Here is a 21748-nt window from a genome sequence, read left to right as displayed (position 1 = left end):
AAATTTCGGCATTAAAAAAGTGCAGCAACCTAACATTTGTTAGTTAATAAAAGAGTCGATACTTTAGACAACCATTAAAAAGTGTAAACTATGATACTTCCAGATCAAAGACACTTGTTTGATATTCCTTCAGAGGTAGTTTATATGAATTGCGGCAGTGTATCGCCCCTGCCCAAGCAGGTGCAGGCAGCTGGTATAACAGGGCTCAATAAAAAAACAACCCCCTGGCAATTGCAAACGGAAGATTGGTTTGGACGTGCAGAAGTACTTCGTGATTTATTTGCAAAAATTATCGGCGCAACAAAAGATCATATTGCCCTTATTCCTGCTGCCAGCTATGGCATTGCTGTTGCAGCAAACAATGTCCAATTACGTCCTGATCAGCATATAATATTGCTGGATCAACAATATCCATCGAATGTATATGCCTGGCAGGAATTATCCCGCAGCAGTGGTGCTGCTATTGTAACCGTAAAAAGGGCAGCCGGACAATCGTGGACTGCCGCTCTGTTATCACATATTAATACACATACCGGCGTAGTGGCTATTCCAAATTGCCATTGGACAGATGGCAGTTTGATTGACCTGGAGGAAGTGAGTAAAGCAGTAAAAAGTGTATCTGCCAAACTGGTGATAGATGCCAGTCAGTCGTTAGGTGCTTATCCCCTGGACATCAATAAGATCAAGCCGGATTTTCTGGTTACGGTAGGATATAAATGGTTGCTCGGCGCTTATGGCATGGGCTTTTTATATGCAGATCCCCAATACAGTATAGCCGGAAAGCCGATTGAATATTCCTGGCTGAACAGAGCGGGCAGTGATGATTTTACATCGTTGGTGAATTACCAGGAGATATACAGAGCAGGCGCAAGACGGTTTGATATGGGTGGTTTTCCCAGCTTTGTACATGTGGAAATGAGTATTGCCGCATTATCCCAGATACTGGAATGGGGGGTGGCCAATATACAGGAAACCCTGTCAGTACTCACGGATGCTATTCAGGAAAAGGCAGCTGCCCTGGGGTTGGAAACACCGGATAGCAATCAGCGGGTGGGGCATATGATCGGAATCAAATTAAGTGACAGCCAGGTGGTAAAGCTCAGAAAGGAGTTGGCCGATAACCAGGTATATGTGAGCTTCAGGGGCTCCAGTATGAGAGTGGCCCCTTACTTATTTAATACTTTGAACGACGTTGACCGGTTGTTCCGTTATTTGTAACTGTTCCTTTTTCTTCCGGCCGTGTTGTGTTGTTATTTTTTGATATTCCGGCGGATGCGGCTAAGGCTCTCCGGCTCAATACCCAGGTAGGAGGCAACATATTTAACAGGTATTACTCTGACTATCTCCGGATGTTCCTGTAATAGTTGCCGGTATCTTTCCGCAGCGGTGTATTGCAGTAATGAAAGTTCGCGGTGGTATTTGCGGAGATATTGTTGTTCTGCCAGCAAGCGGCCTATTTTTTCGGTAGCCGGATGAGCTCGGTAGAGTGTCTGCAGGTCATCATAATAAAAAGCGAGGGCGTTTACCGGGAGGATGGCCTGCAAGCTCACTCCTGCAGGCGTTTGTGTAATAAAAGAAGCATAGGAGGTGGAGAACATGCCTGGGAATGCAAAGTCCAGGCAGGTTTCTTTTTCCTGGTACAGCGCCACTACGCGGACGGTGCCTGCTGTGATATAATAAATAGCATTGGTTGTTTTTCCTGCCTGGGATAAAAAGGCTCCTGCCTCAAACTGTACCGGATGAAGTATGCGCTCAAAGGCCGGCCAGTTTTCATCTGCGCCGGTATACAATTTGGCAAGCGCTCTTCTTAGCTGGTCCAGGTCAGTCATCTTTATGTTTTTCTCAGATGTACGGATTTGATAAAATGATCACTTCCCTTGTCGAGGATGAGGCCAGCGCGGTAGCGGGTAGGCTGGATATTTTGTTCCAGGTTAGGTTTATTAATATCATCCCAGATCTGCGTAGCCATGGCAATTGTTTCTTCATCAGATAGATATGCATAGCGATGGAAAAAAGAGTCGGGATTCTGGAAAGCAGTACGGCGCAATGATTCAAAGCGGGCAATGTACCAGTTACGGATATCTTTTTCCTGGGCGTGTACATAAATGGAGAAATCGAAGAAATCGGAAACGAATACAGATGGATCCCTTTTTTCCTGGCGGGGGCGTACCTGCAATACATTGATGCCTTCCACGATTACGATATCGGGCTGTTCGATCCATTGATGTTCGGATAATACATCATATTCCAGGTGAGAATAGAGTGGTGCGGCTATTTTCTGTTTCCCTGATTTTACATCCGCGAGGAAGCGGATCAGTTTCTTTATATCATAACTTTCCGGGAATCCTTTCCGGTTCATGATATGTTGCTGTTCCAGGATCCTGTTGGGGAAGAGGAAGCCATCGGTAGTAACCAGGGCTACCCGTGTATGATTAGGCCAGGCAGAAAGCAGTTTCTGTAATACCCGGGCAGTGGTGCTCTTTCCTACAGCCACGCTACCGGCAATCCCGATAATATAGGGCACTTTATGTACGCGGCTGCGTAAAAAAGAGCTGGTAGTAGCATGGAGCCTTTGTGAAGAGGTTACGTATAAGTTCAGCAGGCGGGATAGCGGAATATAGATCTGTGTTACTTCTTCTTCCGTGAGCGGTTCATTCATGGCATGCAGCTGGTCCAGGTCTTTAGTGTCCAGGAGGTGGAGCATGGCATCATCGCTTGTTTTAGCCCATTCTTCGCGGCTAATAGTAATATAAGGTGAGTAAGGTTCACTTTGAGTGAAACTGGTCATATTGCATCTACATTGATAGGTAAAGGTAAAATAATTACGTATTGGCGTTACGGAATTATTTTAGCCGATGTACACTGTTTTGATATTCAGGAATTCGTGTACACCTTCCTGTGACAATTCCCGGCCATAGCCTGATTGTTTTACCCCTCCAAAGGGGAGGCGGGCATCGGAGTGCACCATGGCATTAATGAACACATTGCCGCTTTGAATGCGCGGCGCCAACCGTGTAGCCTTTTCCGTGTCGCTGGTCCACAGGGCAGCCCCTAATCCGAAGGAGGTTTCATTAGCCAGTGCAATGGCATGTTCTTCATCACGGGCGGCAGTGATTACTGCCACGGGGCCAAAGGTTTCTTCCTGGAAGGCCGCCATATTGCTTTGTACCTGTGTGAGAAGGGTAGGCATAAAATTGCAGCCTTCGTATTGTCCGCCCAGTTCCAATACAGCACCCTGCCGGATCGTTTGCTGCATTTGGTTGCCTACCTCTACAGCCAGGTCGGGTCGGGCCATTGGCCCCATGGAGGTAGTATCCAGCATCGGATCTCCCTGGCGGAGAGCTTGTATCAGTGTTTTTACATGCGCTGTAAATCCGGGTACGGCATCCTGTTCTACGATCCAGCGTTTGGCCGCAATGCAGGATTGTCCGGCATTTTGCATACGCCCCTGTACCGCCAGTTTGGCTGCCTGTTCCAGGTTGGCATCTTTAAGCACGATAAAAGGGTCGCTGCCGCCCAGTTCCAGCACTGTTTTTTTAATGTATTTACCTGCCAGCTGTGCCACGCTGCTGCCTGCCGGGGTACTGCCGGTGAGCGTAACGCCCTGTACACGGTTATCTGCAATGATGGGTTCCACATTTTTAGAAGATACCAGTACGGCCTGAAAGGTACCCGCCGGAAAGCCCGCATGGAGGAATACTTTTTCTATGGCCAGTGCACAGCCGCTTACATTGCTGGCATGTTTGAGCAGGCCGGCATTGCCCGCCAGAATATTGGGAATGGCAAAACGGAATACCTGCCAGTAGGGGAAATTCCAGGGCATGATGGCCAGGATAATGCCCTTCGGCTCGTAAGTGGCATAACTTTTACTGGCATCTGAGGTAATAAGCCTGGGCTGCAGCATGACAGCTATATTTTCAGCATAATATTCGGCGGTGGTAGCACACTTCAGTACTTCAGCCTTTGCTTCTTTCAGTGTTTTCCCCATTTCACGTGTGATCAGGGTAGCATGTTCCGTAACATTCGTCTTCAGATCTGCGGCTACCTGCAACATCCAGTTGCACCGCTGCTGCAGCGATATTTGTTGTAACTGCCGGAAGGCTTTATCACCTGCAGCCAGCTTTTGTGCTATTTCGGCTTCCGTATGTGCCGGATAGCTGGCGATAGTTTCCTGGGTGTATGGGTAAATGCTTTCGAAGGTAGACATACGAGGAGCTTTTAGCTGTTAGAAATTAGCTGTTAGCTGGATATGGTTAGCTTTTAGCAGGACTGCTTAAATGACGTTATTAGGCTAATAGCTAAAAGCTAACTGCTAACAGCTTCAAAAATAACGCTTCTCTCAATACCAGCCGTTTTGCTAACTTTGCCCAGCAAATAAAGAGATGCATTTTATGGCTTTGAGCAGGTGGAATATTATGATCATGGCCCTTTGTACGGGCCTGATAGTAGCGAATATATATTACAGCCAACCATTGCTGGTATTAATGAGTGAAGAATTTAAAGTGTCGGAGAGTAATGCCGGGCAGGTAACCTTTTTTACACAGCTGGGGTATGCATTGGGACTTTTATTTTGTGTGCCACTGGGAGATAAGCTGGAACGGAAGCGGCAGATCATTATCATGACGGCTTTGGCCGTGCTGGCATTGGTAGCTTCCGCTTTATCCATGAATATATTTATGCTGAAGATTACCGGACTGCTGATAGGATTTACGTCTGTGGTACCACAGCTGATCCTGCCATTGGCAGCCAATCTTTCTGATCCGGGCAGCAGGGGCAAGGTAATCGGTACTATTATGAGCGGATTGCTGGTGGGGATTCTGTTGTCGAGGACCATCAGCGGCGTAGTAGGGCATTACTGGGGCTGGCGGGCTATGTTCTGGATAGCCGGAGGTATTGGATTGATATTATTGCTGATTATGATGGTATCATTTCCTAAAAGTGCGCCTAACTTTTCCGGTACTTATGGCGCGTTGATGAAGTCATTGATTACGATCACCAGGGAGCAGCCGGTATTGCGGGAAGCAGCAGCTATTAATGCCTGTAGCTTTGCCATGTTTGGCATGTTCTGGACTACCGTCGTGTTTTTATTATCAGCACCACCGTTTAATTATGGGAGTGATGTAATAGGGCTGATGGGGCTGGCAGCAGCAGCAGGTGCGTTGGGTGCTCCGTTGATAGGGCGGATAGCAGATAAGAAAAATCCCCGCATAGCTATTGGCTATGGTATCATCTTCCTGTTTGCCGGATACTTTCTTTTTTATTTTTTCCAAACAAACATTGTAGGGATCATCATTGGTATTGTGGCAATAGATCTGGGATTGCAAGGGATACATGTATCTAATCAAACCAGAATTTATGCATTGGTACCTGAGGCGCGTAACCGCTTGAATACCGTATTTATGACCATTAGTTTTGTGGGTACTTCTCTGGGTTCAGGGATTGGATTGTGGGTATGGCAGGTAGGGAAATGGAATGGTGTTTGCGCAGCAGGAGTATTACTCATTACATTGGCACTGATCATTTATTTAGCTACTTATAAGAAGAAGGAGACGATTGTAGCAGGATAAGTTCTATAAACTATTTATTACTGGCCGTGCCAGGTAGCAAAGCTATCCGGGTACGGCCGGTAATGTTTTATAGTGTATTATTTTTCATTTGTCTGATATAGGCTGGTTTGTATCCCCAATAGGCATGGAAGGCACGGGTAAAAGTAGCCGTATTTTTGAAACCTAGTAGTTGTGCCAGTTTGCCCGGAGAAAGTGTCCTTTTTACCAGTTGTTTAAAAGCCTGTTCCATTTTATAATTCCGGGAGAAGTCATAAATGGAGCTATGAAACAGCTGCTGAAAATTACGGGCCAGTATCCCAGGAGCTATGTTAAAATTTCTGCCCAATATGTCTGCATTAAAATGTTCATGGAGCTGTAGTTTCATCATTGCTTTTACGTTGTCCAGCGTGTTTACATCTTTGGGCGTTAAAGGACGGCGTGCCTTTTTACCTTGTTGGGCAAATGATGTTGCAAAGTAACTCAGCAACTGCCAGCATTTTTTCTGCAGGTATATGTCGGCTATTTGTCCGCTATAGGCATGTTGCCGGATCTGCTCTATCAGGCCCATACAATACACATTAATGGCAACGGGAGCCGTATTGATCTGCGCCTGCCCGTGTGTTTTTGCTTTTTTTATCGCTGTAAGGAGTGCTGCAGCCTGCTTGTTTTTTTTCAATAAGGGCCAGATAGAAGGGGCCAGGTCTATATGAAAAAAATTATGTGTTCCTAAGGGGATTGGCGCCAGGTGTTTCCCTTTGGGAACATGTACTATTGTTATCTGTCCGGATTCAAGTTCTACGTTGGTTTTATCACCGGTTATGGCCGGATGGTTATTTTCCACCGCAGCTTTGACGCTAATATCCGACAGCATAAAATGCAACTTGTATCCAGCCTCATTGGTAGTAGGATAGATAGGGTTGTTGTTCAGTACAGTGATGTGATGATCCCATATTTTGAAACGCCGTAAGGCAATCATCTGGGAGAATACTTTTCTGGATTCATTTTCATAAAAGAATTTCAGGGCATCCCGCATAATGCTCCCTGTAAACGTTTCCGGGATGTACCCCATTTGTATAAGCAGGTCATTGTCTATCTCCTCTCCGGCATAAGATGCAAAAAGCATAAGATCTGTTTTGGTTGGTAAATAATCATATCCTTACATAGATAGAATATGACATATTATTTTTGTTACAAGGTTAGAATTTATTTTATGTCCTGGCGTTAACTGTCTGTTAATCACAGTCAGCGCCGTGGTTAACGATGTGTTAATATCCGGATCAATCCGGGGGAGGTTAATATTATTCTGACTACCGGAAAGAGATAAGGCAGGAGGAGAGAAGTGGGGGCGATATGAACAAAAAAGAGAAACAGACTTTCATCTGTTTCTCTTGCTGTATTATTTTCCGGGGAGGGATTATACCACCCTGGTAATTTTCAGAATGTTAGTAGGCAGGTGTTCTTTAACAGGCGTGCTACCGGTATTTACGGCCACGTCATCTGTTTTCAGGAAGCCTCTTTCTTTCAGGATGTGGATCTGATCAAAGATGATATCATCCAGGCTTTCTTCTTCCGCATAGTAGAACGCACGTACCCCCCAGCTCAGGCTCAGTTGGTTAACCAGTGTTCTTTCTTTGGTGAAGATATAAAGAGGAGAGCGCGGGCGGTAGCTGCTCAGCATAAAGCCGGTGTAACCACTTTGCGTCATACCTATCAGGGCATCAGAATCCAGGTCTTCTGCTATTTTACAAGCGTTATAACACAGGGCGTCGCTCAGGAAAGTAGGAGAGTGGCGGTGTGGAATAAGGTTACGGTTGTAAATGATATCTTCTTTTTCTACTTCGTCGATGATCTTTTTCATGGTTTCGATCACCAGTACCGGGTGCATACCAGTAGCAGTTTCCCCGCTCAGCATTACAGCGTCGGCACCTTCCAGTACGGCATTGGCCACGTCGGTAATTTCGCTACGGTTGGGTCTGCTGCGGTCCATCATACTTTCCATCATCTGGGTAGCCACGATAACGGGTTTAGCACGGTGGATACATTTGCGGATGATATCTTTCTGGATCATCGGGATCTGCTCTACAGGCAGTTCCACACCCAGGTCACCACGGGCAATCATGACGCCATCACTTTCCCAGATGATCTCTTTGAGGTTCTGGATCGCTTCAGGCTTTTCTATTTTAGAGATGATCTTGATCTTGGATTGCCGATCTTCCAGGCGCTTACGCAGGTCCATCAGGTCTTTTACGCTTCTTACAAAAGAAAGCGCTACCCAGTCGCACTGTTGTTCAATGATAAATTCCAGGTCTACGATATCTTTTTCGGTCAGTGCCGGCATGGATATTTTGGTATCGGGGAGGTTAAAGCCTTTTTTGGAGGACAGGATGCCGCCCAGCATTACTTCGGCTTTAATTAGACCATCAGGCGTAGTTTCTCTTACAATGGTTTCAATTTTACCATCATCTAACAAAATTCTGTGGCCTGGTTTGATATCCCGGTAAAGATCAGGATAAGAAACGTAGATTTTCTGGGCATTACCTACCACCTTTTCGTTGGAAAAAGTGAGCATCTGGCCAATGGTTAAAGGCAATGCATTATTTTCTATTTCGCCTACCCTTAGCTTAGGACCTTGTAAATCGGCCAGGATGGCAATATTGAAAGGTTGTGTTTTATTGATCTGACGAATGTATTCGATGATCCTCAATTTATCTTCATGGGAGCCATGAGAAAAGTTGAGGCGAAAAACATTCACACCAGCCTGCACCAGTTCCAATAATTTTTCATAGGTATCGCAGGCAGGGCCTACAGTAGCTACGATTTTTGTTTTGTGTGCAGAATGTTGGCGACCAGCAGCGTGGTCCATTTCTTTGTGGTAATATTTGGACAGATCCTTTGTACTCATAACTATTTTTTTAACTCGCAAGTATTTTGACAATCTTAAACCATTCAGGATCAATTTCCTGTTTGGCCTTTACGGCCTTATCCAGAGGTGTATATTGGATCTTATCATTGACAATACCAATCATTACATTATGTGTCCCGTCCAGTAATGCATCTACAGCAGCATAACCCATCCGGCTGGCCAGGATACGGTCCATACAGGTAGGAGAACCTCCGCGTTGGATATGCCCCAGGATACATACCCTGGTATCGATCTGCGGCAGTTTTTCCTGCACTATTTTGGCCACTTCGTTGGCGCCCCCGTTTTTGTCACCTTCTGCCACTACAATCAGATTTACCAGTTTCCTCCGGCGTTCGTTGGCCTGGAGGTCTTCAATGATAGTAGCCACATCAGAATGGCGTTCGGGGATCAGGATGTGTTCTGCACCGGTAGAGATACCGCTGTGCAAGGCGATATAGCCTGCATCACGGCCCATTACTTCAATCACAAACAAGCGGTCGTGGGCATCGGCAGTATCCCGGATTTTATCAATAGCAGATATAGCTGTATTTACGGCTGTATCAAACCCAATGGTAAAATCTGTGCCTGCGATGTCCTTGTCAATAGTTCCCGGCAAGCCTATACAAGGAATGTCAAACTCCTGGCTGAACTTTTGCGCACCATTGAAAGATCCATCTCCACCAATCACTACCAATCCGTCAATGTTGTGTTTTTTCAGGTTTTCATAGGCTTTTTTTCGCCCTTCATATTCATGGAACTCCTTGCACCGGGCCGTTTTCAAAATGGTGCCGCCACGCTGTATGATGTTGGCCACCGATTTTGACTCCATTGGAAATATTTCGTTTTTCAACATTCCCCTATAGCCATACATGATGCCATACACATTCAGCTGATGATAAATTCCCGTTCTTACAACGGCACGAACGGCTGCATTCATGCCTGGGGCATCTCCCCCTGATGTAAGTACTGCAATGTTGTTCACTTTTTTCATATAAATTGCTCAAAAAATACCTTAAAGGCGCACAAAAATAACATTTTGCAATTGCTTTATTGCAGTTATCTGATGAAATAACCTAAATTTTTCATTTTAGTCAAATAAATATCAAATTTTTTTTAAAATATATAGGTATGCTGAAAAAGACTAATAAGGGATTATTAATTATGAGTATGACTTTTATGACGGGCAACTTAGTTGCACAGCAACAACCGGTGATCACTTACCCTAATACCTGGAAGGTAGATACGGTAGACCATTATCATGGTACTGACATTGCAGACCCCTACCGCTGGCTGGAAGATGACAACAGCGATGCTACCAAAGCATGGGTAATAGCACAGAATAAAGTAACAGAAGACTATCTGTCCGGTATTCCTTTCCGGAAGGATATTAAAAAACGTCTGGAAGAATTGTGGAACTACGTAAAAGTAGGTACCCCATTTAAAAGAGGCAACTATTATTATTTCTATAAAAATGATGGTTTACAGAATCAGGCCGTACTTTACCGTATGGCTGCCCTGGATGCCCAGCCGGAAGTTTTTATTGACCCCAATAAATTATCTGCCAACGGCACAGCAGCTTTAGGGACTATCAGCTTTTCCAAAGACGGGAAGTATGTAGCTTATCTGCTGGCGCAGGCAGGGTCCGACTGGCAACAGGCATTTGTAATGGACGTAGCTACCGGTAAGTTGCTGGAAGATAAGTTGGACTGGATCAAATTCAGCGGGCTTTCCTGGCGCGGAGATGGTTTTTACTACAGCCGTTACGATCAGCCTGATGAAAGCAGTAAGCTGTCGAAAAAGAATGAGTTCCATAAGGTATACTTCCATAAGATGGGTACCCCTCAGGCACAGGATGAGCTGATATTTGTGGATAAAGAACATCCTTTGCGCAGTGTCGGCGCCCAGGTAACCGAAGATGGCCGTTTTCTGATCCTGTCTGTTTCTGAAGGTACTTCCGGCAATGAAATCTGGTTCCGGGATTTCCAGGATGCTTCCCAAACAGATTTTAAACTGCTGATAAAAGGATTTGATTATGATCCGGATGTTATTGATAATGCAGGTGATCAGTTGTTGGTACGTACCAACCATGATGCGCCCAACTATAAAGTAGTGTCGATAAACCCCGGACATCCGGAGCAAAGTAACTGGAAAACAATCATTCCGGAAAAAAAGGAAGCCCTGCAGGGAGTAGGAACAGCGGGAGGGAAACTGTTGCCCAGTTATCTGAAGGACGCCTCTACCCGCGTATATCAATATGATTATAATGGTAAGCTGGAACGGGAAATTAAATTACCCGGCATAGGTACCGCCACCGGATTTGATGCCCGTAAGGAAGACCAGGTGCTGTTTTATTCCTTTTCTTCTTTTGTAATGCCTGCTACCGTATTTAAATATGAAGTAGCTACCGGAAAATCAACGGTATATAATAAACCGGAAGTAAAATTCAATCCAGACCAATACGAAACCAAACAACTATTTTTTACCAGTAAAGATGGTACCCGGGTGCCCATGTTCCTTTCCTACAAAAAGGGGATCAAGCTGAATGGCAAGAATCCGGTATTATTGTATGGATATGGCGGCTTTAATATCCCTATTACGCCAGGCTTTAATGTATCGAACCTGTATTTTATGGAGCAGGGCGGCATTTTTGTGGTGGTAAGTTTACGTGGTGGCAGTGAATATGGGGAAGCCTGGCACAAGGCAGGTATGCTGGATCAGAAACAGCATGTGTTTGACGATTTTATAGGAGCAGCAGAGTACCTGGTAAAAGAAAAATATACGAACCCAAGTAAGATAGCTATCCGGGGCGGATCCAACGGCGGATTACTGGTAGGCGCATGTATGACCCAGCGTCCGGACCTCTTTAAGGTGGCATTGCCGGCAGTAGGGGTAATGGATATGCTGCGTTTTCAGAAATTTACGATAGGCTGGGCCTGGGCAGTAGAGTATGGCAGCAGTGATAATGCAGACCAGTTTCCCTATCTGCTTAAGTACTCCCCCTTACATAATTTAAAACCTGGCACGCACTATCCTGCTACCTTAATTACGACGGCCGATCATGATGACAGGGTAGTACCTGCGCACTCCTTTAAATTTGCCGCTGCGTTGCAGGCTTGCAATGAGGGCCCTAACCCCTCCCTAATCCGGATTGAAACGCAGGCCGGACATGGTGCGGGAAAGCCTACTTCCAAACAAATTGACGAGGCCACAGATATATGGGCATTTACCATGTTTAACCTGGGCATGAAATAATATATTGATCTACAGGAGATCACAGCCGGCTCACTGTTTACCGCAATACCACCGCATGAAGCGTAATGTGTGTGGTATTGCGGTGAATGGTGGAGATGGACTGTTGACCAACGACTATTTTTTATTATCTTTAAAAGATATTGTGTAATCGCACATTTGTAGCAACCAGGACGGCGTAACTGCCCACTGCTAAATAAAAGGTTGTTACACATTTTTCAATCCAGGATAGATCATCCGCTATCAACAAACGACTATTTTAAAATAGCAATTATGAAGGTACTTATAACAGGTAGCAATGGATTATTGGGACAACATCTGATCACGCTTTTGTCAAAAGATGACCGGTATGAAGTGATTGCCACAGGCCGTGGTCCTAACAGGCTTCCACAGCAGGAAGGATATATTTATGAGCCGGTTAATCTGCGGGAGAATGGCAGTGTACAGCAGTTGTTCCAGAAGTATAAGCCGGATGCAGTAATTCATGCAGGAGCTATGGCGCAGGTAGATGAGTGTGAAAAGAATAAAGACGCCTGCTGGGATACTAATGTAGGCGCTACCCGTTACCTGGTACATGCAGCGGAAAGCTGCAATGCTTTCTTTTTATTATTATCTACCGACTTTGTTTTCGATGGACTGGAAGGTTCTTATGGAGAGGAAGATCCGGTAAATCCGATTAACTATTATGGTTCCAGTAAGGTAGCCGCAGAAAGGCTGGTAAAAAACAGCAAGCTGGCTTCCTGGGCAGTGGTGCGCACTGTGCTGGTATATGGGATAGCAGCTGACCCCAAGCGCAGTAATATGATTACCTGGGTGAAAAACAATCTGGAGCAGGGTAAGAAGATCAAAGTGGTGGACGACCAATGGCGTACCCCTACGCTGGTACAGGACCTGGCGGAAGGTTGCCAGCTGATTGTAGATAAAAAGGCGAATGGTTTTTTTAATATCTGTGGTAAGGATAAGCTCACCCCTTATGATATGGCAATACAAACAGCCGAATACTTTAAGCTGGATGTAAACCTGATTGAAAAGGTAGGTTCTTCCAGTTTTTCACAACCTGCCAAACGGCCTGCCAAAACAGGACTTACAATAGACAAAGCAGCCAGTGAACTGGGCTTTCAGCCACATACCTTTGCAGAAGGGCTGGAAATAGTGGCTACAGAACTGGCCTTGTGAAATTAATATGAAGGAAATCCTAAAACTCCAGATATGCATGATGACCGCCGTATAAAGTACGTACGGCATCAATAACAGCAGCCGTATCAGCTGCTATGGACCGGCGGGGTACTGCCAGTTTGTAAAGTTCGGGTCCTTTGGAATGCATTTCTACGGCATGCCCCCATCCTTTTAATTGCTGATAACGTTTCTGTGCTTTCTCCAGATTATCGTATTCTGCAAACACCACAAGATAGTCCAGGCTGTCTGTAGCAGCAGATGGGGTGGTATTGCCGGCAGCAGTACCAACTGTTGAATCAGCAGTATGGACAGACTCGCTTTGCTGTTGCATGGTGTCTATGGGGGGAGCCGCTGGAGTGCTTACTTCCTGTTGCGCAGCCGCTACTGATTTATTATTACCAGAACTGATAAACCAGATGGCAAAACCTATTACAGCCGCCGCTACCGGTACTGCTACCCACCACCATTTAAAACCGGAGGTACCTTCTTCTGTAGGATCTGAATAGTCGGAGCTGACAGGGGTGAGGTGCTCTACTACCTGTTGGTCTACCACTTCCGTAGTGCCTTGCTGTACCTTATGGCTGGCCCCCGGACGGGATACGGGCTGGAGGAATATTACTTCCTGACCGGTAGGCAATACCGCTGGTTTAAACGTGATATGCCCCATCATATCAGCACGCAACTGGCCTATTCCCGGTAAATCCAGCGGCTGTCCCGTTTGGAGAGCAGCTCTGAAGGCTGTGAGGTAGCGGTCCAGCTTACGTTGTGCAACAGCGGTAACCAGTTTTTCTTTTAAAGCAATCCATTCCAGACAGGCACCATCATCCGTCCACTGCTCGTCAAAGAGCACTTCCTCCGCAGGTGGTGTCAGGGTCTTATCAGCCACATCAAACCGTGCGGGAATATGACGCAGGGTAAAAGTACCTACCTGGGGCAGGCAACAGGTTTTTTGCCTGAAAAGAATATCCTGTATGTATTGCTGTAATATCAAGTTATATCAACATTAATGGTGGGGTAAATTTTGCAAGTTTACAACTTTAAAATTTAATCATGATACCGCCCACTATATTAAAGCCATAAGTAGGGTAGAGGTGCCAGCGCTGATAATTGGTATTAAACAGGTTGTTGGCATTTAACCAGAGGTTGAAATTTTTACCGATGTCATAAGAGGCACCCGCATTCAGGTCCCAGGCTCCTTTGTTTTTGGCAAAGTCAAAAGATTTGTCAGGAAGCTGGTATTGGTAATAGCTGCCGCTTAAAGCAAACAGGTCGGCGCTCAGCCGGAATTTTTTACCGAAAGTATACTGGGCAAAGATATCCCCCTGGAATGGCGCCAGGTGCCATGGTTTTATTTCCGTGAACTGTTTGTTGTAGTTAAACCAGTCCATGGTAAACTTTACCTGGAATTTCTCTTCCTCTATGTATCCGATCTCTGCATGCAGTTGAAAAGCACGCAGTTCTTCTTCATTGCGGGTAATGAACTTTTTAGCATCCAGGGTATCATTTACGAACAGGGGCAGGTTAAACCACCTTACTGCTGCAAACTTGGTATTATAGTTAAAATGGCTGCCCAATGTTCCTTTGATACCGGTGTATTTTTCTTCCACGCGGGTATTCATCATACTGGCATCATAGGTACCGATGAAGGGATTTTTATTGGCCAGGTTCCGGAAGCTGTTCTTTTCAATATAGGATATCCATCCGCTGCTCAGGATCAGCTTTTTGCGTACCAGGTGTGATTCGTTTACGATATCCGGCAACAGGTAGAATTTGCTGTTGGTCCAGGTAGGATTTACGCCTGCATGGAGCATAAAGCCAGGTTTGGTAATCTCTACAGCAGGATGGATGGCTGCTACGTTATTATTTACCTGTTTGTTATTGTCTTCTTTGAAAGTAGACAGGTCAAACACACCTTCAGCCTTGATATAGATGTCTTCAATCAATTGTTTGCGGACAGGTACTTTCAGTATAAAAGTGTTTTCCATCCGTTTGTAATTATCTCCGAAGATGATGAATTTAGCCTGTGGCTGGAACTGGAAGGCCCAGTCGTTATGCGGCCGGTTTTTTACACCTACCTGTGCGGTTACCTGGTTAAATACCTGTTTGATATCAGATTTATCGAAACTTTCCAGCACGTGATCATAACCATAATAATGTACCTGGTTGCGGTCGTACCCGATACTACCGTTTACTTCCAGGAGCGGGGAAAGGTAAGTACCAGACGCCAGTACATTCAGGTTACTGTAATCCTGGTTTTTAATATCACTGCCTTTGGAGGAGATATAGTTGGCAAAGATGCCATAGTTAAACTTTTCATTTCTGCCGCTACCCAGGCCTACTTGTACAAACGGGGTGCTCAAATTGCCATAGCCCAGTTTTACAAAGTTATTCTGTATAGGGTTCAGTGAATCTTTTCCCAGCGCCAGTGGTTTTAAGGGCACAGGTTGGTACATAAAGTAGAGGTTGAGCGCAGGTACCTGGTAAGAAAGCCTTGGCCTGGCCGTATCAATGCCTGGCAGGGAAGCTGTCAGGTTGAGTTTGGCGGCATCCCTCAACTTAGGCTGATAAGTGGAAATAATGTCAATGGTTTCTTCTTTCAGGAGGGTATCTTTCTGGGCCATAGCCTGCTGGTGCAGGGCAATAGCGCTGATCCCGGTGATAGTAAGCAACCTGCTGATATATTTAATAGAACACTTCATGCTGTCGAAATTCTTTGTTAAATGGCCATGCATATATAGTTCATGGTCCTGAACTTTTATTACCGGTATACGGGAGAGGCGATGAACCTCCCTGTATCACTTTATTTTGTTTTCGGTTTTTTAGCCGCCGCTTTTTCCTCTGCTTCAGCTTTTGCCAGCTTTTCTTTTGCTTCCTGCTTCAGTTCCGGAATAGGGCAGTTTTCTGCGATACTCTGGTAAGTAGCTTTGGCATTGAAATAGTCTTTTTGACGTGCATACACATCTCCCAGTAAAATATAGGATTTAGCCATCCAGGTTTGATAGGAAGGTGTGTTTTTGATAACATCAAAGCCTGCTTTTTCTGCCGCATCCAGCTCATTCTGGGCCAGGTAGGAAGCCGCAATATTATAACGGGCTTCTGCACCGGTTTCAGATTTGGTAAGGCCGGCTACGATTTTATATTCTGCAATAGCTTCCGGATATTGATTAGCTGCCTGTAAGGCTTTACCCAGGTAAAAATGACCGATGATCTGGTCATCTGTACTGATATTAGCACTGGACAATAACATTTCCGCATAATTAGTCACTTCATCCCAGTGTTGTAGCTGGTAGTTGCTGCGTAATAATCCGCGGGTGGCCGTCATCGTATTTTCCTTGCTGGTGGATAAGTCCTGCAGCTGCAGATAATAGGTGCGGGCTTTTTCATAATTCTTTACCTGCAGGTAATTGATATTGGCCGCCTGGAGTGCAGAACGTTCTGCATAAAGGCTGTTGCTTTTTGATAATACCAGCTCGTAGGCAGGTAAGGCAGTCGTGTAGTCTTTATTGTTATAAGCACATTCTGCTTTATAGAAATAAGCAGGCAGTACGAACTGTCCGTTAGGGAACTTTTGCAAGTAATTGTTAAAGGCACCGGTAGCAGCACCACAGTCGCCACTGGTAAACTTCGCCTCTGCCGCAGCATATGCCAGGGAGTCTTCTGCAGAAGCAGAAACTGTTTTGCCGGTAGCTTTCAGGAAAGCCAGGTAATCATCTGTTTTACCCTGGTTTACATAAATGCTCTTGATGCTTTGCAACGCTTCGCCGGATTCCGGAGAGCTGGGGAATTTTTCTACCACCTGCCGGTAGTAGGACAATGCCTTGCTGTCGTTGTCGGTATTAAAATAGCACAGTCCCAATTTCAGCAATGCCCTTGGAGCATTAGGACCATTAGGCTGTTTGCGGAGTACATTTTCCAGGAAAGGAATAGCAGCCGTATATTTTTCGTCCGACAGGTAAGTGTTGGCTATTTCAAAATCTGCATCGTTATTAAAGTTGGAGGCCGGGAATTTATTACCCAGTTGTTTTAGCAGGTTCAGTTTTTCGCCATGTTTACCCTGGATACCGAGTACAATACTTTTCTGGTAGGTAGCGTAATCGGAGCCGGGTTCATTATTGGCAATGATCCGGTCGTACAAAGCGATGGCTTTGGGAAAGTCGCGGAGCATATAATAACAGTCGGCGCTGCGCAGTACTGCATCGTTGGTGATACGTTGTGCATTAGGCCCGCTGGCTCTTTGTGCCGCTTCAAAATGCTGGAGGGCTTCTGTGTATTTTTCTTTTTTCAGCAGGCTATAGCCCAGGTTGTAGCTGGCTGTTTGCGCATTGGCCTCACCGGAAGATGGTGGGTTGGTGTTGAGATAGGCCGTCAGGTTGCTGATAGCATTATCTGTTTTATTCTGGCGCAGGGCTATTTCTGCTTTCCAGAAATGGGCCAGTTGTTTGATCTGTGCATCATAAGGGTTGTTGATCGCAATATCCAGTAAACGTTCTGCTTCGGCCAGTTGCTGGTCATTGATCAGCTGGGTAGCACGGCCATAAGCCACTTTCTGGTAGGCTTTCAGTACTGCCGGTGTTTTTTCCGGAATCATTTCAATGGTTGCCACCGCATCTTTGTAGTTATTGGTATTCATAAACAGGTTCACCAGTATTTCCCTGGCTTCCTTGTTATATTCGGATTGCGGATAAGAGGCTACAAAGGTGGTCAGTTCCGTTACCGCTGCATCCTGGTAGCCCAGTTCGTAGGAGAGTTTGCCGTAGTTGAAGCGGGAAATCTCCTGTTGTTTGGGATTAGAGCTGTTACGGGCACAAAAAGCGAAGGCATTACGTGCATTGGCTTTCTGACCGGTACGCAGGTAGCAGTCGCCCAGCAGGTACATAGAGTTTTGTCCCAGGGAATCCTTTGCACTGCTCAGTTGTTTAAAACCGCTGATGGCTTTATTCAGATTACCGGTCTGGTAATATGCATAAGAAAGCTGGTATACATCTTCATTGCGGAGGTCATCGGTATTGTCCTGGTATTCCTGAAGGTAGGGCAATGCTTTTTTGTACTCATTTTTCTCAAAGTAGGCTTGTCCCAGCAGTTGTTTCAGTTCTGCTTCATAATAGAAGCCGCCTTTTTTCAGGATAGGTTCCGCGTAGGCAATCAGTTCATCCCGTTTTTTCTGGAAATAGTAGATTTCCGCGATATAGTAAGGTACTACAGAGCTGTATTTAGGTTCATTTACCACCCGTTGAAAGCTGGTAAGCGCTTCATTATGCTGTTTATTGTAATAGGCGATAAAACCGTAGTAGTAATTAGCCGGGATGTAGTATTTACCTTGTATTTCCTTGATGGAAGCAAACAGGGGCTGTGCTTTCTGAAAGTCTTTTACATTGAAGTAGCAGTAGGCCAGTTCAAATTTAGCATCAGCGATCTGAGAATTGGATAAATTGTCAATACTGGCATTTTCGTAGTACGGAATTGCTTCTTTCAGCTTATTCTGATGGAAGTAGTATCTGGCCAGCTGATAGCTAACCAGTTGTTCCCGTGGGCCATTATTAAAGCGTTTGAGGTAGTCGAGCGCGAGTTTTTCTGCGTTTTCCTGTTTGAGGATCAGCGCACAAACAGTGTAATAGTAGTGAGCATCTGCTTTTACCAGGTCACGGTTTGTTTCCTGGAAATAATCAATATTATCGATGGTTTGTCTGAAAAGCTGCATAGAAACAGCATATTTTCCTTGTTGGAAAAAGTGCTGCGCTTCTTTAAAAACTTTATCCGGTTCTGTATATACCCGTGTTTGCTGCGCCTGGGCTGCTGGTATTGCTACGATACCAGTGCCGGCAAAAGCCAGCAGGGATAAATACAGCTGTCCGGGAACAAATATTTTTCTTATGAATTGCATGCGCTACCTGTTAATTCTTAAATATGCGTTTAAAACGAATCCTGAACGGAAATATTTTCCATTCAGGCCTTATACAATATATTTCCTGGAGTCACAAACTGGGCAAATATAAAAGTTTATAATTTTTTTTCATTGATTGCTTTTCCCATTAATGTGGATAACTCCGCATTATCAACATAGCGTATTCTCCTATCTTAGCGTCGCATTTATATACAAGAATCAAACCAGTTCTAATTCTATGAGAAAACTGTTCTCTGCAAAGTACACTTCCTGGTCCGTAAGTTTATCCATGTTAGTGCTAAGATTAGTGATGGGCGGTATGATGCTAACGCATGGATGGCCCAAGTTAATAAATTTTCCTTCCAGGGTGAACTCCTTTTCGGATCCTTTACATGTTGGTAAAACAGCCTCTCTGGGGATGGTGGTATTTGCTGAGGTGTTTTGTTCCGTATTTATCATATTGGGGCTGCTTACCCGTTTGGCCAGTGTACCATTGATTATTTGTATGAGTGTGGTGATATTTATGATTCATGCCGGTGATCCGGTTAATAAAATAGAATTACCAGCTTTGTTCCTGGCATCTTTTGTAGCCATCCTGTTTACCGGCCCAGGCCGTGTATCCATTGACGGTTTACTGAGTAAATAAGTATTGCAGGGTAATGGGCTGCGGATCAATGGAATAGCGCTGTTTCGGAGCTATTCATCATTAGAAAAACAGTATTTTAGACTAAAGTTAGCAAGATGTTTATAAGCAATACTGCAATAAGGGTGCGTTACGGTGAAACCGACCAGATGGGATATTTGTATTATGGTAATTATGCCTTGTATTATGAAGTGGGCAGGGCAGAAGCCATCCGTGAGCTGGGCTTTACTTATCGTGAGCTGGAAGAGCAGGGGGTGATTATGCCGGTGGCAGAACTGAACATAAAGTATTACCGCCCTGCATTTTATGATGATTTGCTAACAGTAAAGACTATACTGAAGGTGCTTCCGGTAAATCATAAGATACAATTTCATACGGAATTGTATAATGAGAAAGGAGAGTTATTGAATGTGGGGGTAACCACACTGGCCTTTATTGATGTGCAAACGAAACAGAAAACAGCATTGCCGGCAGCATTAAAAGAGCGGCTGGAGCCCTTTTTTAAGTAATCAACTTCCTGATTTACAAGGAGTATGATGCTATTTGGAAGGAAAAAAGGCTTTAAAACATAGTACCAGAATGACCAATAACAGGCTACCTATGAGGAAGAAGAAAAATTTCCTGGTCATGATTACTTGGATTTGATGGGGTAAATAATAAGTTAGTAACCTTCTTATATAATAAGAAGTGGTGTAGGTGCCGCGCTAAGGGATAGCAACAAATTTTGTTTTAAATGCGTGGTTTTAACAGAAGATGAGTCAGCTGCAATTTACAGATTATTGCATTACAAAGCGTAAATCTGTAAAACCCGGAGATAGGGATACCGATTACTTCAGGCCATCCAGCACCTTCCACATTTTTTGCCGTACCGTACCTGGGGAGCCATTGAAGTTATTCACCATAAAAGCAAAAACCAGCGGAGGCCCCTGTTTAGGGGTAATATAACCGGCATAAGCCCGTACATTACTGATATATCCGTCTTTCATTTTAATACCATTCATCTCAGGAAGTGCTTCAAAATAAGCAGCAAACCATTTTTCTTTCTGGGCCAGGAACAACACTTTAGCCAGTGCTGCCGTAGTGACCCTGTTGGCCGGTGATAACCCGCTACCATCCATGATATTCAGTGCATTACTATCTATCCCTGCCTGTTGCCAGTGCTGACGGATAATACGTACCCCGGCGGCAGTAGATACATTTTCGGATTGCTGGGAGGCGAGGGTTTTTACAAAATGTTCCCCATACAGGTTAATACTCTTTTTAAGGAACCAATAAATGAGTTTATCCAGTGATGGAGAAAGCGTAGTATAAAGGGAGATGGTTTGTTGAGGCAGGCGTTGGTTGTTTTGGCGCAGGAGCCGGACAGTGGTAGCACCATTGTTGGCAATGCCCGCTTCCTGTAGCGCCTGTTCCACGCGGAAAGCACATTCAAAAGCAGGGTCTGGGATAGCGCCTGAGATCGAGAAATTCTTTTCATCCAGTCCTACGGTACCTCTCAGATAGGCCAGGTTGGCAAAAGGAGGCAAATATATATAAGCCTGATCCCCGGAACCAGCAGGGCCTGTTGTTAATTCGTTGGTGATGGTGAGGTAGGGAAGGCTGGGACGTGTGCCCGTCAGGGTTACCACATCGCCGGTTTTTCCCCCTGGTTTGAGCAGCAGGTCAAATTGGTTTTCGCGCCAGCTGAGGCCAGCTGTTCCGGCACCATAGTAGTTGCCCATGTCCTGCCAGATCCAGCCATCAGGGAGGGTTTGGGTGTCAAAAATACGGTCGTCCCCGACGATTTTACCCGTAATTTTCTTAATACCTGCTTTTTTGATGGCAGCCATCCAGCTTTGCAATACTGCACTTTCTGTAGCCACCTGGTAGCGGGGGCTGCCTAAAGAGGGATCTCCCGCTCCTTTGATCACGAGGTTGCCCTCTAATACACCCGCTGCATTGATACTACCATCGTATGCCAACTGGGTTTTATATTGATAATGGGTACCTAAAAGACTTAAAGCTGTAGCTGCTGTAATTGTTTTCAGGCAGGAAGCGGGCGCGAGTCCCATGTCTTCATTTACAGAAAAGATCTTTTCTCCTGTTTTGGCATTTAATACACTCAGTGCGTAGCTGGCATATTTCAGCTGGGCATCTTTTGACAAAGATTGCAAAGCTGTTTGCGCTTGCTGTGGCAATGTCTGTGCATACAGGTGACTACCTATCAGGCAGCAGCATCCCAATAACAGGTATTTTTTCATGGCATGCAAGGTAGTGTATCCCCGATGGACTTTCAAGCCTTAAATGATGGGATCATGGGAAGCCTCATCAGAAATTGGTGTAAGCATCGTAATTTTATTCCTTATTCCAAA

General features: G+C 45.1%; 16 protein-coding genes. 6 read left to right on the top strand and 10 right to left on the bottom strand.

Annotated elements, in window-relative coordinates:
* Positions 1-90 precede the first annotated feature (90 nt).
* Positions 91-1218 (top strand): aminotransferase class V-fold PLP-dependent enzyme, encoded by a 1128-nt coding sequence (locus ABR189_RS13180; RefSeq protein WP_354660968.1) that lies wholly within the window; start codon positions 91-93, stop codon positions 1216-1218.
* Between the two features lie 32 nt (positions 1219-1250).
* On the opposite strand, the gene ABR189_RS13175 is transcribed toward ABR189_RS13180, so the two are convergent.
* Genes ABR189_RS13175 through ABR189_RS13165 form a run of 3 tightly spaced genes read right to left on the bottom strand, consistent with a single transcriptional unit; the run spans position 1251 to position 4207 of the window.
* On the bottom strand, positions 1251-1829 hold the full coding sequence (locus tag ABR189_RS13175; protein WP_354660967.1) for a Crp/Fnr family transcriptional regulator: 579 nt from the start codon (positions 1827-1829) through the stop codon (positions 1251-1253).
* A gap of 2 nt (positions 1830-1831) precedes the next feature.
* Positions 1832-2788, bottom strand: a complete 957-nt coding sequence (gene coaA / locus ABR189_RS13170) for a type I pantothenate kinase (protein ID WP_354660966.1) — start codon at positions 2786-2788, stop codon at positions 1832-1834.
* Positions 2789-2848: 60 nt separating this feature from the next.
* Positions 2849-4207, bottom strand: a complete 1359-nt coding sequence (locus ABR189_RS13165) for an NAD-dependent succinate-semialdehyde dehydrogenase (RefSeq protein ID WP_354660965.1) — start codon at positions 4205-4207, stop codon at positions 2849-2851.
* A gap of 184 nt (positions 4208-4391) precedes the next feature.
* Here ABR189_RS13165 and ABR189_RS13160 point away from each other — a divergent pair, with 184 nt between their 5' ends.
* Positions 4392-5567, top strand: a complete 1176-nt coding sequence (locus ABR189_RS13160) for an MFS transporter (RefSeq protein ID WP_354660964.1) — start codon at positions 4392-4394, stop codon at positions 5565-5567.
* Between the two features lie 67 nt (positions 5568-5634).
* On the opposite strand, the gene ABR189_RS13155 is transcribed toward ABR189_RS13160, so the two are convergent.
* The 3 genes from ABR189_RS13155 to pfkA all read right to left on the bottom strand — a co-directional run bounded on the left by ABR189_RS13155 (position 5635) and on the right by pfkA (position 9439).
* On the bottom strand, positions 5635-6669 hold the full coding sequence (locus tag ABR189_RS13155) for a helix-turn-helix domain-containing protein (protein WP_354660963.1): 1035 nt from the start codon (positions 6667-6669) through the stop codon (positions 5635-5637).
* A 291-nt stretch (positions 6670-6960) separates the two neighbouring features.
* Positions 6961-8448 carry a pyruvate kinase gene (pyk, locus tag ABR189_RS13150; RefSeq protein ID WP_354660962.1) on the bottom strand — a complete coding sequence of 496 codons (1488 nt, stop codon included), beginning with the start codon at positions 8446-8448 and terminating at the stop codon, positions 6961-6963.
* Between the two features lie 10 nt (positions 8449-8458).
* The gene (pfkA, locus tag ABR189_RS13145) at positions 8459-9439 is read right to left on the bottom strand and encodes a 6-phosphofructokinase (RefSeq protein WP_354660961.1); all 981 of its coding nucleotides are present in this window, start codon (positions 9437-9439) and stop codon (positions 8459-8461) included.
* A 137-nt stretch (positions 9440-9576) separates the two neighbouring features.
* On the opposite strand from pfkA, the gene ABR189_RS13140 reads away from it, so the two are divergent.
* The gene (locus ABR189_RS13140) at positions 9577-11700 is read left to right on the top strand and encodes a prolyl oligopeptidase family serine peptidase (RefSeq protein ID WP_354660960.1); all 2124 of its coding nucleotides are present in this window, start codon (positions 9577-9579) and stop codon (positions 11698-11700) included.
* 270 nt (positions 11701-11970) lie between these two features.
* Positions 11971-12873, top strand: a complete 903-nt coding sequence (locus ABR189_RS13135; protein WP_354660959.1) for an SDR family oxidoreductase — start codon at positions 11971-11973, stop codon at positions 12871-12873.
* Between the two features lie 19 nt (positions 12874-12892).
* On the opposite strand, the gene ABR189_RS13130 is transcribed toward ABR189_RS13135, so the two are convergent.
* From ABR189_RS13130 to ABR189_RS13120, 3 genes are all read right to left on the bottom strand, one after another.
* Entirely contained in the window at positions 12893-13864 is a 972-nt protein-coding gene (locus ABR189_RS13130; RefSeq protein ID WP_354660958.1) for an HU domain-containing protein, read from the bottom strand.
* Positions 13865-13910: 46 nt separating this feature from the next.
* A complete protein-coding gene (locus tag ABR189_RS13125; protein ID WP_354660957.1) occupies positions 13911-15572 on the bottom strand; it encodes a hypothetical protein in 1662 nt (553 codons plus the stop codon).
* A 101-nt stretch (positions 15573-15673) separates the two neighbouring features.
* Positions 15674-18754, bottom strand: coding sequence for a tetratricopeptide repeat protein (locus tag ABR189_RS13120; protein WP_354660956.1), 3081 nt, complete (start codon positions 18752-18754; stop codon positions 15674-15676).
* 238 nt (positions 18755-18992) lie between these two features.
* On the opposite strand from ABR189_RS13120, the gene ABR189_RS13115 reads away from it, so the two are divergent.
* Entirely contained in the window at positions 18993-19400 is a 408-nt protein-coding gene (locus ABR189_RS13115) for a DoxX family protein (RefSeq protein WP_354660955.1), read from the top strand.
* Positions 19401-19495: 95 nt separating this feature from the next.
* Complete coding sequence (locus ABR189_RS13110) at positions 19496-19906, top strand: acyl-CoA thioesterase (RefSeq protein WP_354660954.1); 411 nt, start codon at positions 19496-19498, stop codon at positions 19904-19906.
* A 318-nt stretch (positions 19907-20224) separates the two neighbouring features.
* Here the strand turns inward: ABR189_RS13110 and dacB are convergent, their stop codons facing one another.
* Positions 20225-21637 (bottom strand): D-alanyl-D-alanine carboxypeptidase/D-alanyl-D-alanine endopeptidase, encoded by a 1413-nt coding sequence (dacB, locus tag ABR189_RS13105; RefSeq protein WP_354660953.1) that lies wholly within the window; start codon positions 21635-21637, stop codon positions 20225-20227.
* Positions 21638-21748: the final 111 nt, after the last annotated feature.

It is taken from the genome of Chitinophaga sp. H8 (assembly GCF_040567655.1).
In the GTDB taxonomy this organism is placed as follows: Bacteria; Bacteroidota; Bacteroidia; order Chitinophagales; family Chitinophagaceae; genus Chitinophaga; species Chitinophaga defluvii.
Note: the sequence above shows the minus strand (reverse complement) of the source record. Positions and strands in the feature narration are given on the sequence as shown.

Bases quoted from the DNA above. Each gene is read 5' to 3' on its own strand.
- ABR189_RS13180 (WP_354660968.1), top strand. From the start codon at position 91: ATGATACTTCCAGATCAAAGACACTTGTTTGATATTCCTTCAGAGGTA.
- ABR189_RS13175 (WP_354660967.1), bottom strand. From the start codon at position 1,829: ATGACTGACCTGGACCAGCTAAGAAGAGCGCTTGCCAAATTGTATACC.
- coaA (WP_354660966.1), bottom strand. From the start codon at position 2,788: ATGACCAGTTTCACTCAAAGTGAACCTTACTCACCTTATATTACTATT.
- ABR189_RS13165 (WP_354660965.1), bottom strand. From the start codon at position 4,207: ATGTCTACCTTCGAAAGCATTTACCCATACACCCAGGAAACTATCGCC.
- ABR189_RS13160 (WP_354660964.1), top strand. From the start codon at position 4,392: ATGGCTTTGAGCAGGTGGAATATTATGATCATGGCCCTTTGTACGGGC.
- ABR189_RS13155 (WP_354660963.1), bottom strand. From the start codon at position 6,669: ATGCTTTTTGCATCTTATGCCGGAGAGGAGATAGACAATGACCTGCTT.
- pyk (WP_354660962.1), bottom strand. From the start codon at position 8,448: ATGAGTACAAAGGATCTGTCCAAATATTACCACAAAGAAATGGACCAC.
- pfkA (WP_354660961.1), bottom strand. From the start codon at position 9,439: ATGAAAAAAGTGAACAACATTGCAGTACTTACATCAGGGGGAGATGCC.
- ABR189_RS13140 (WP_354660960.1), top strand. From the start codon at position 9,577: ATGCTGAAAAAGACTAATAAGGGATTATTAATTATGAGTATGACTTTT.
- ABR189_RS13135 (WP_354660959.1), top strand. From the start codon at position 11,971: ATGAAGGTACTTATAACAGGTAGCAATGGATTATTGGGACAACATCTG.
- ABR189_RS13125 (WP_354660957.1), bottom strand. From the start codon at position 15,572: ATGAAGTGTTCTATTAAATATATCAGCAGGTTGCTTACTATCACCGGG.
- ABR189_RS13120 (WP_354660956.1), bottom strand. From the start codon at position 18,754: ATGCAATTCATAAGAAAAATATTTGTTCCCGGACAGCTGTATTTATCC.
- ABR189_RS13115 (WP_354660955.1), top strand. From the start codon at position 18,993: ATGAGAAAACTGTTCTCTGCAAAGTACACTTCCTGGTCCGTAAGTTTA.
- ABR189_RS13110 (WP_354660954.1), top strand. From the start codon at position 19,496: ATGTTTATAAGCAATACTGCAATAAGGGTGCGTTACGGTGAAACCGAC.
- dacB (WP_354660953.1), bottom strand. From the start codon at position 21,637: ATGAAAAAATACCTGTTATTGGGATGCTGCTGCCTGATAGGTAGTCAC.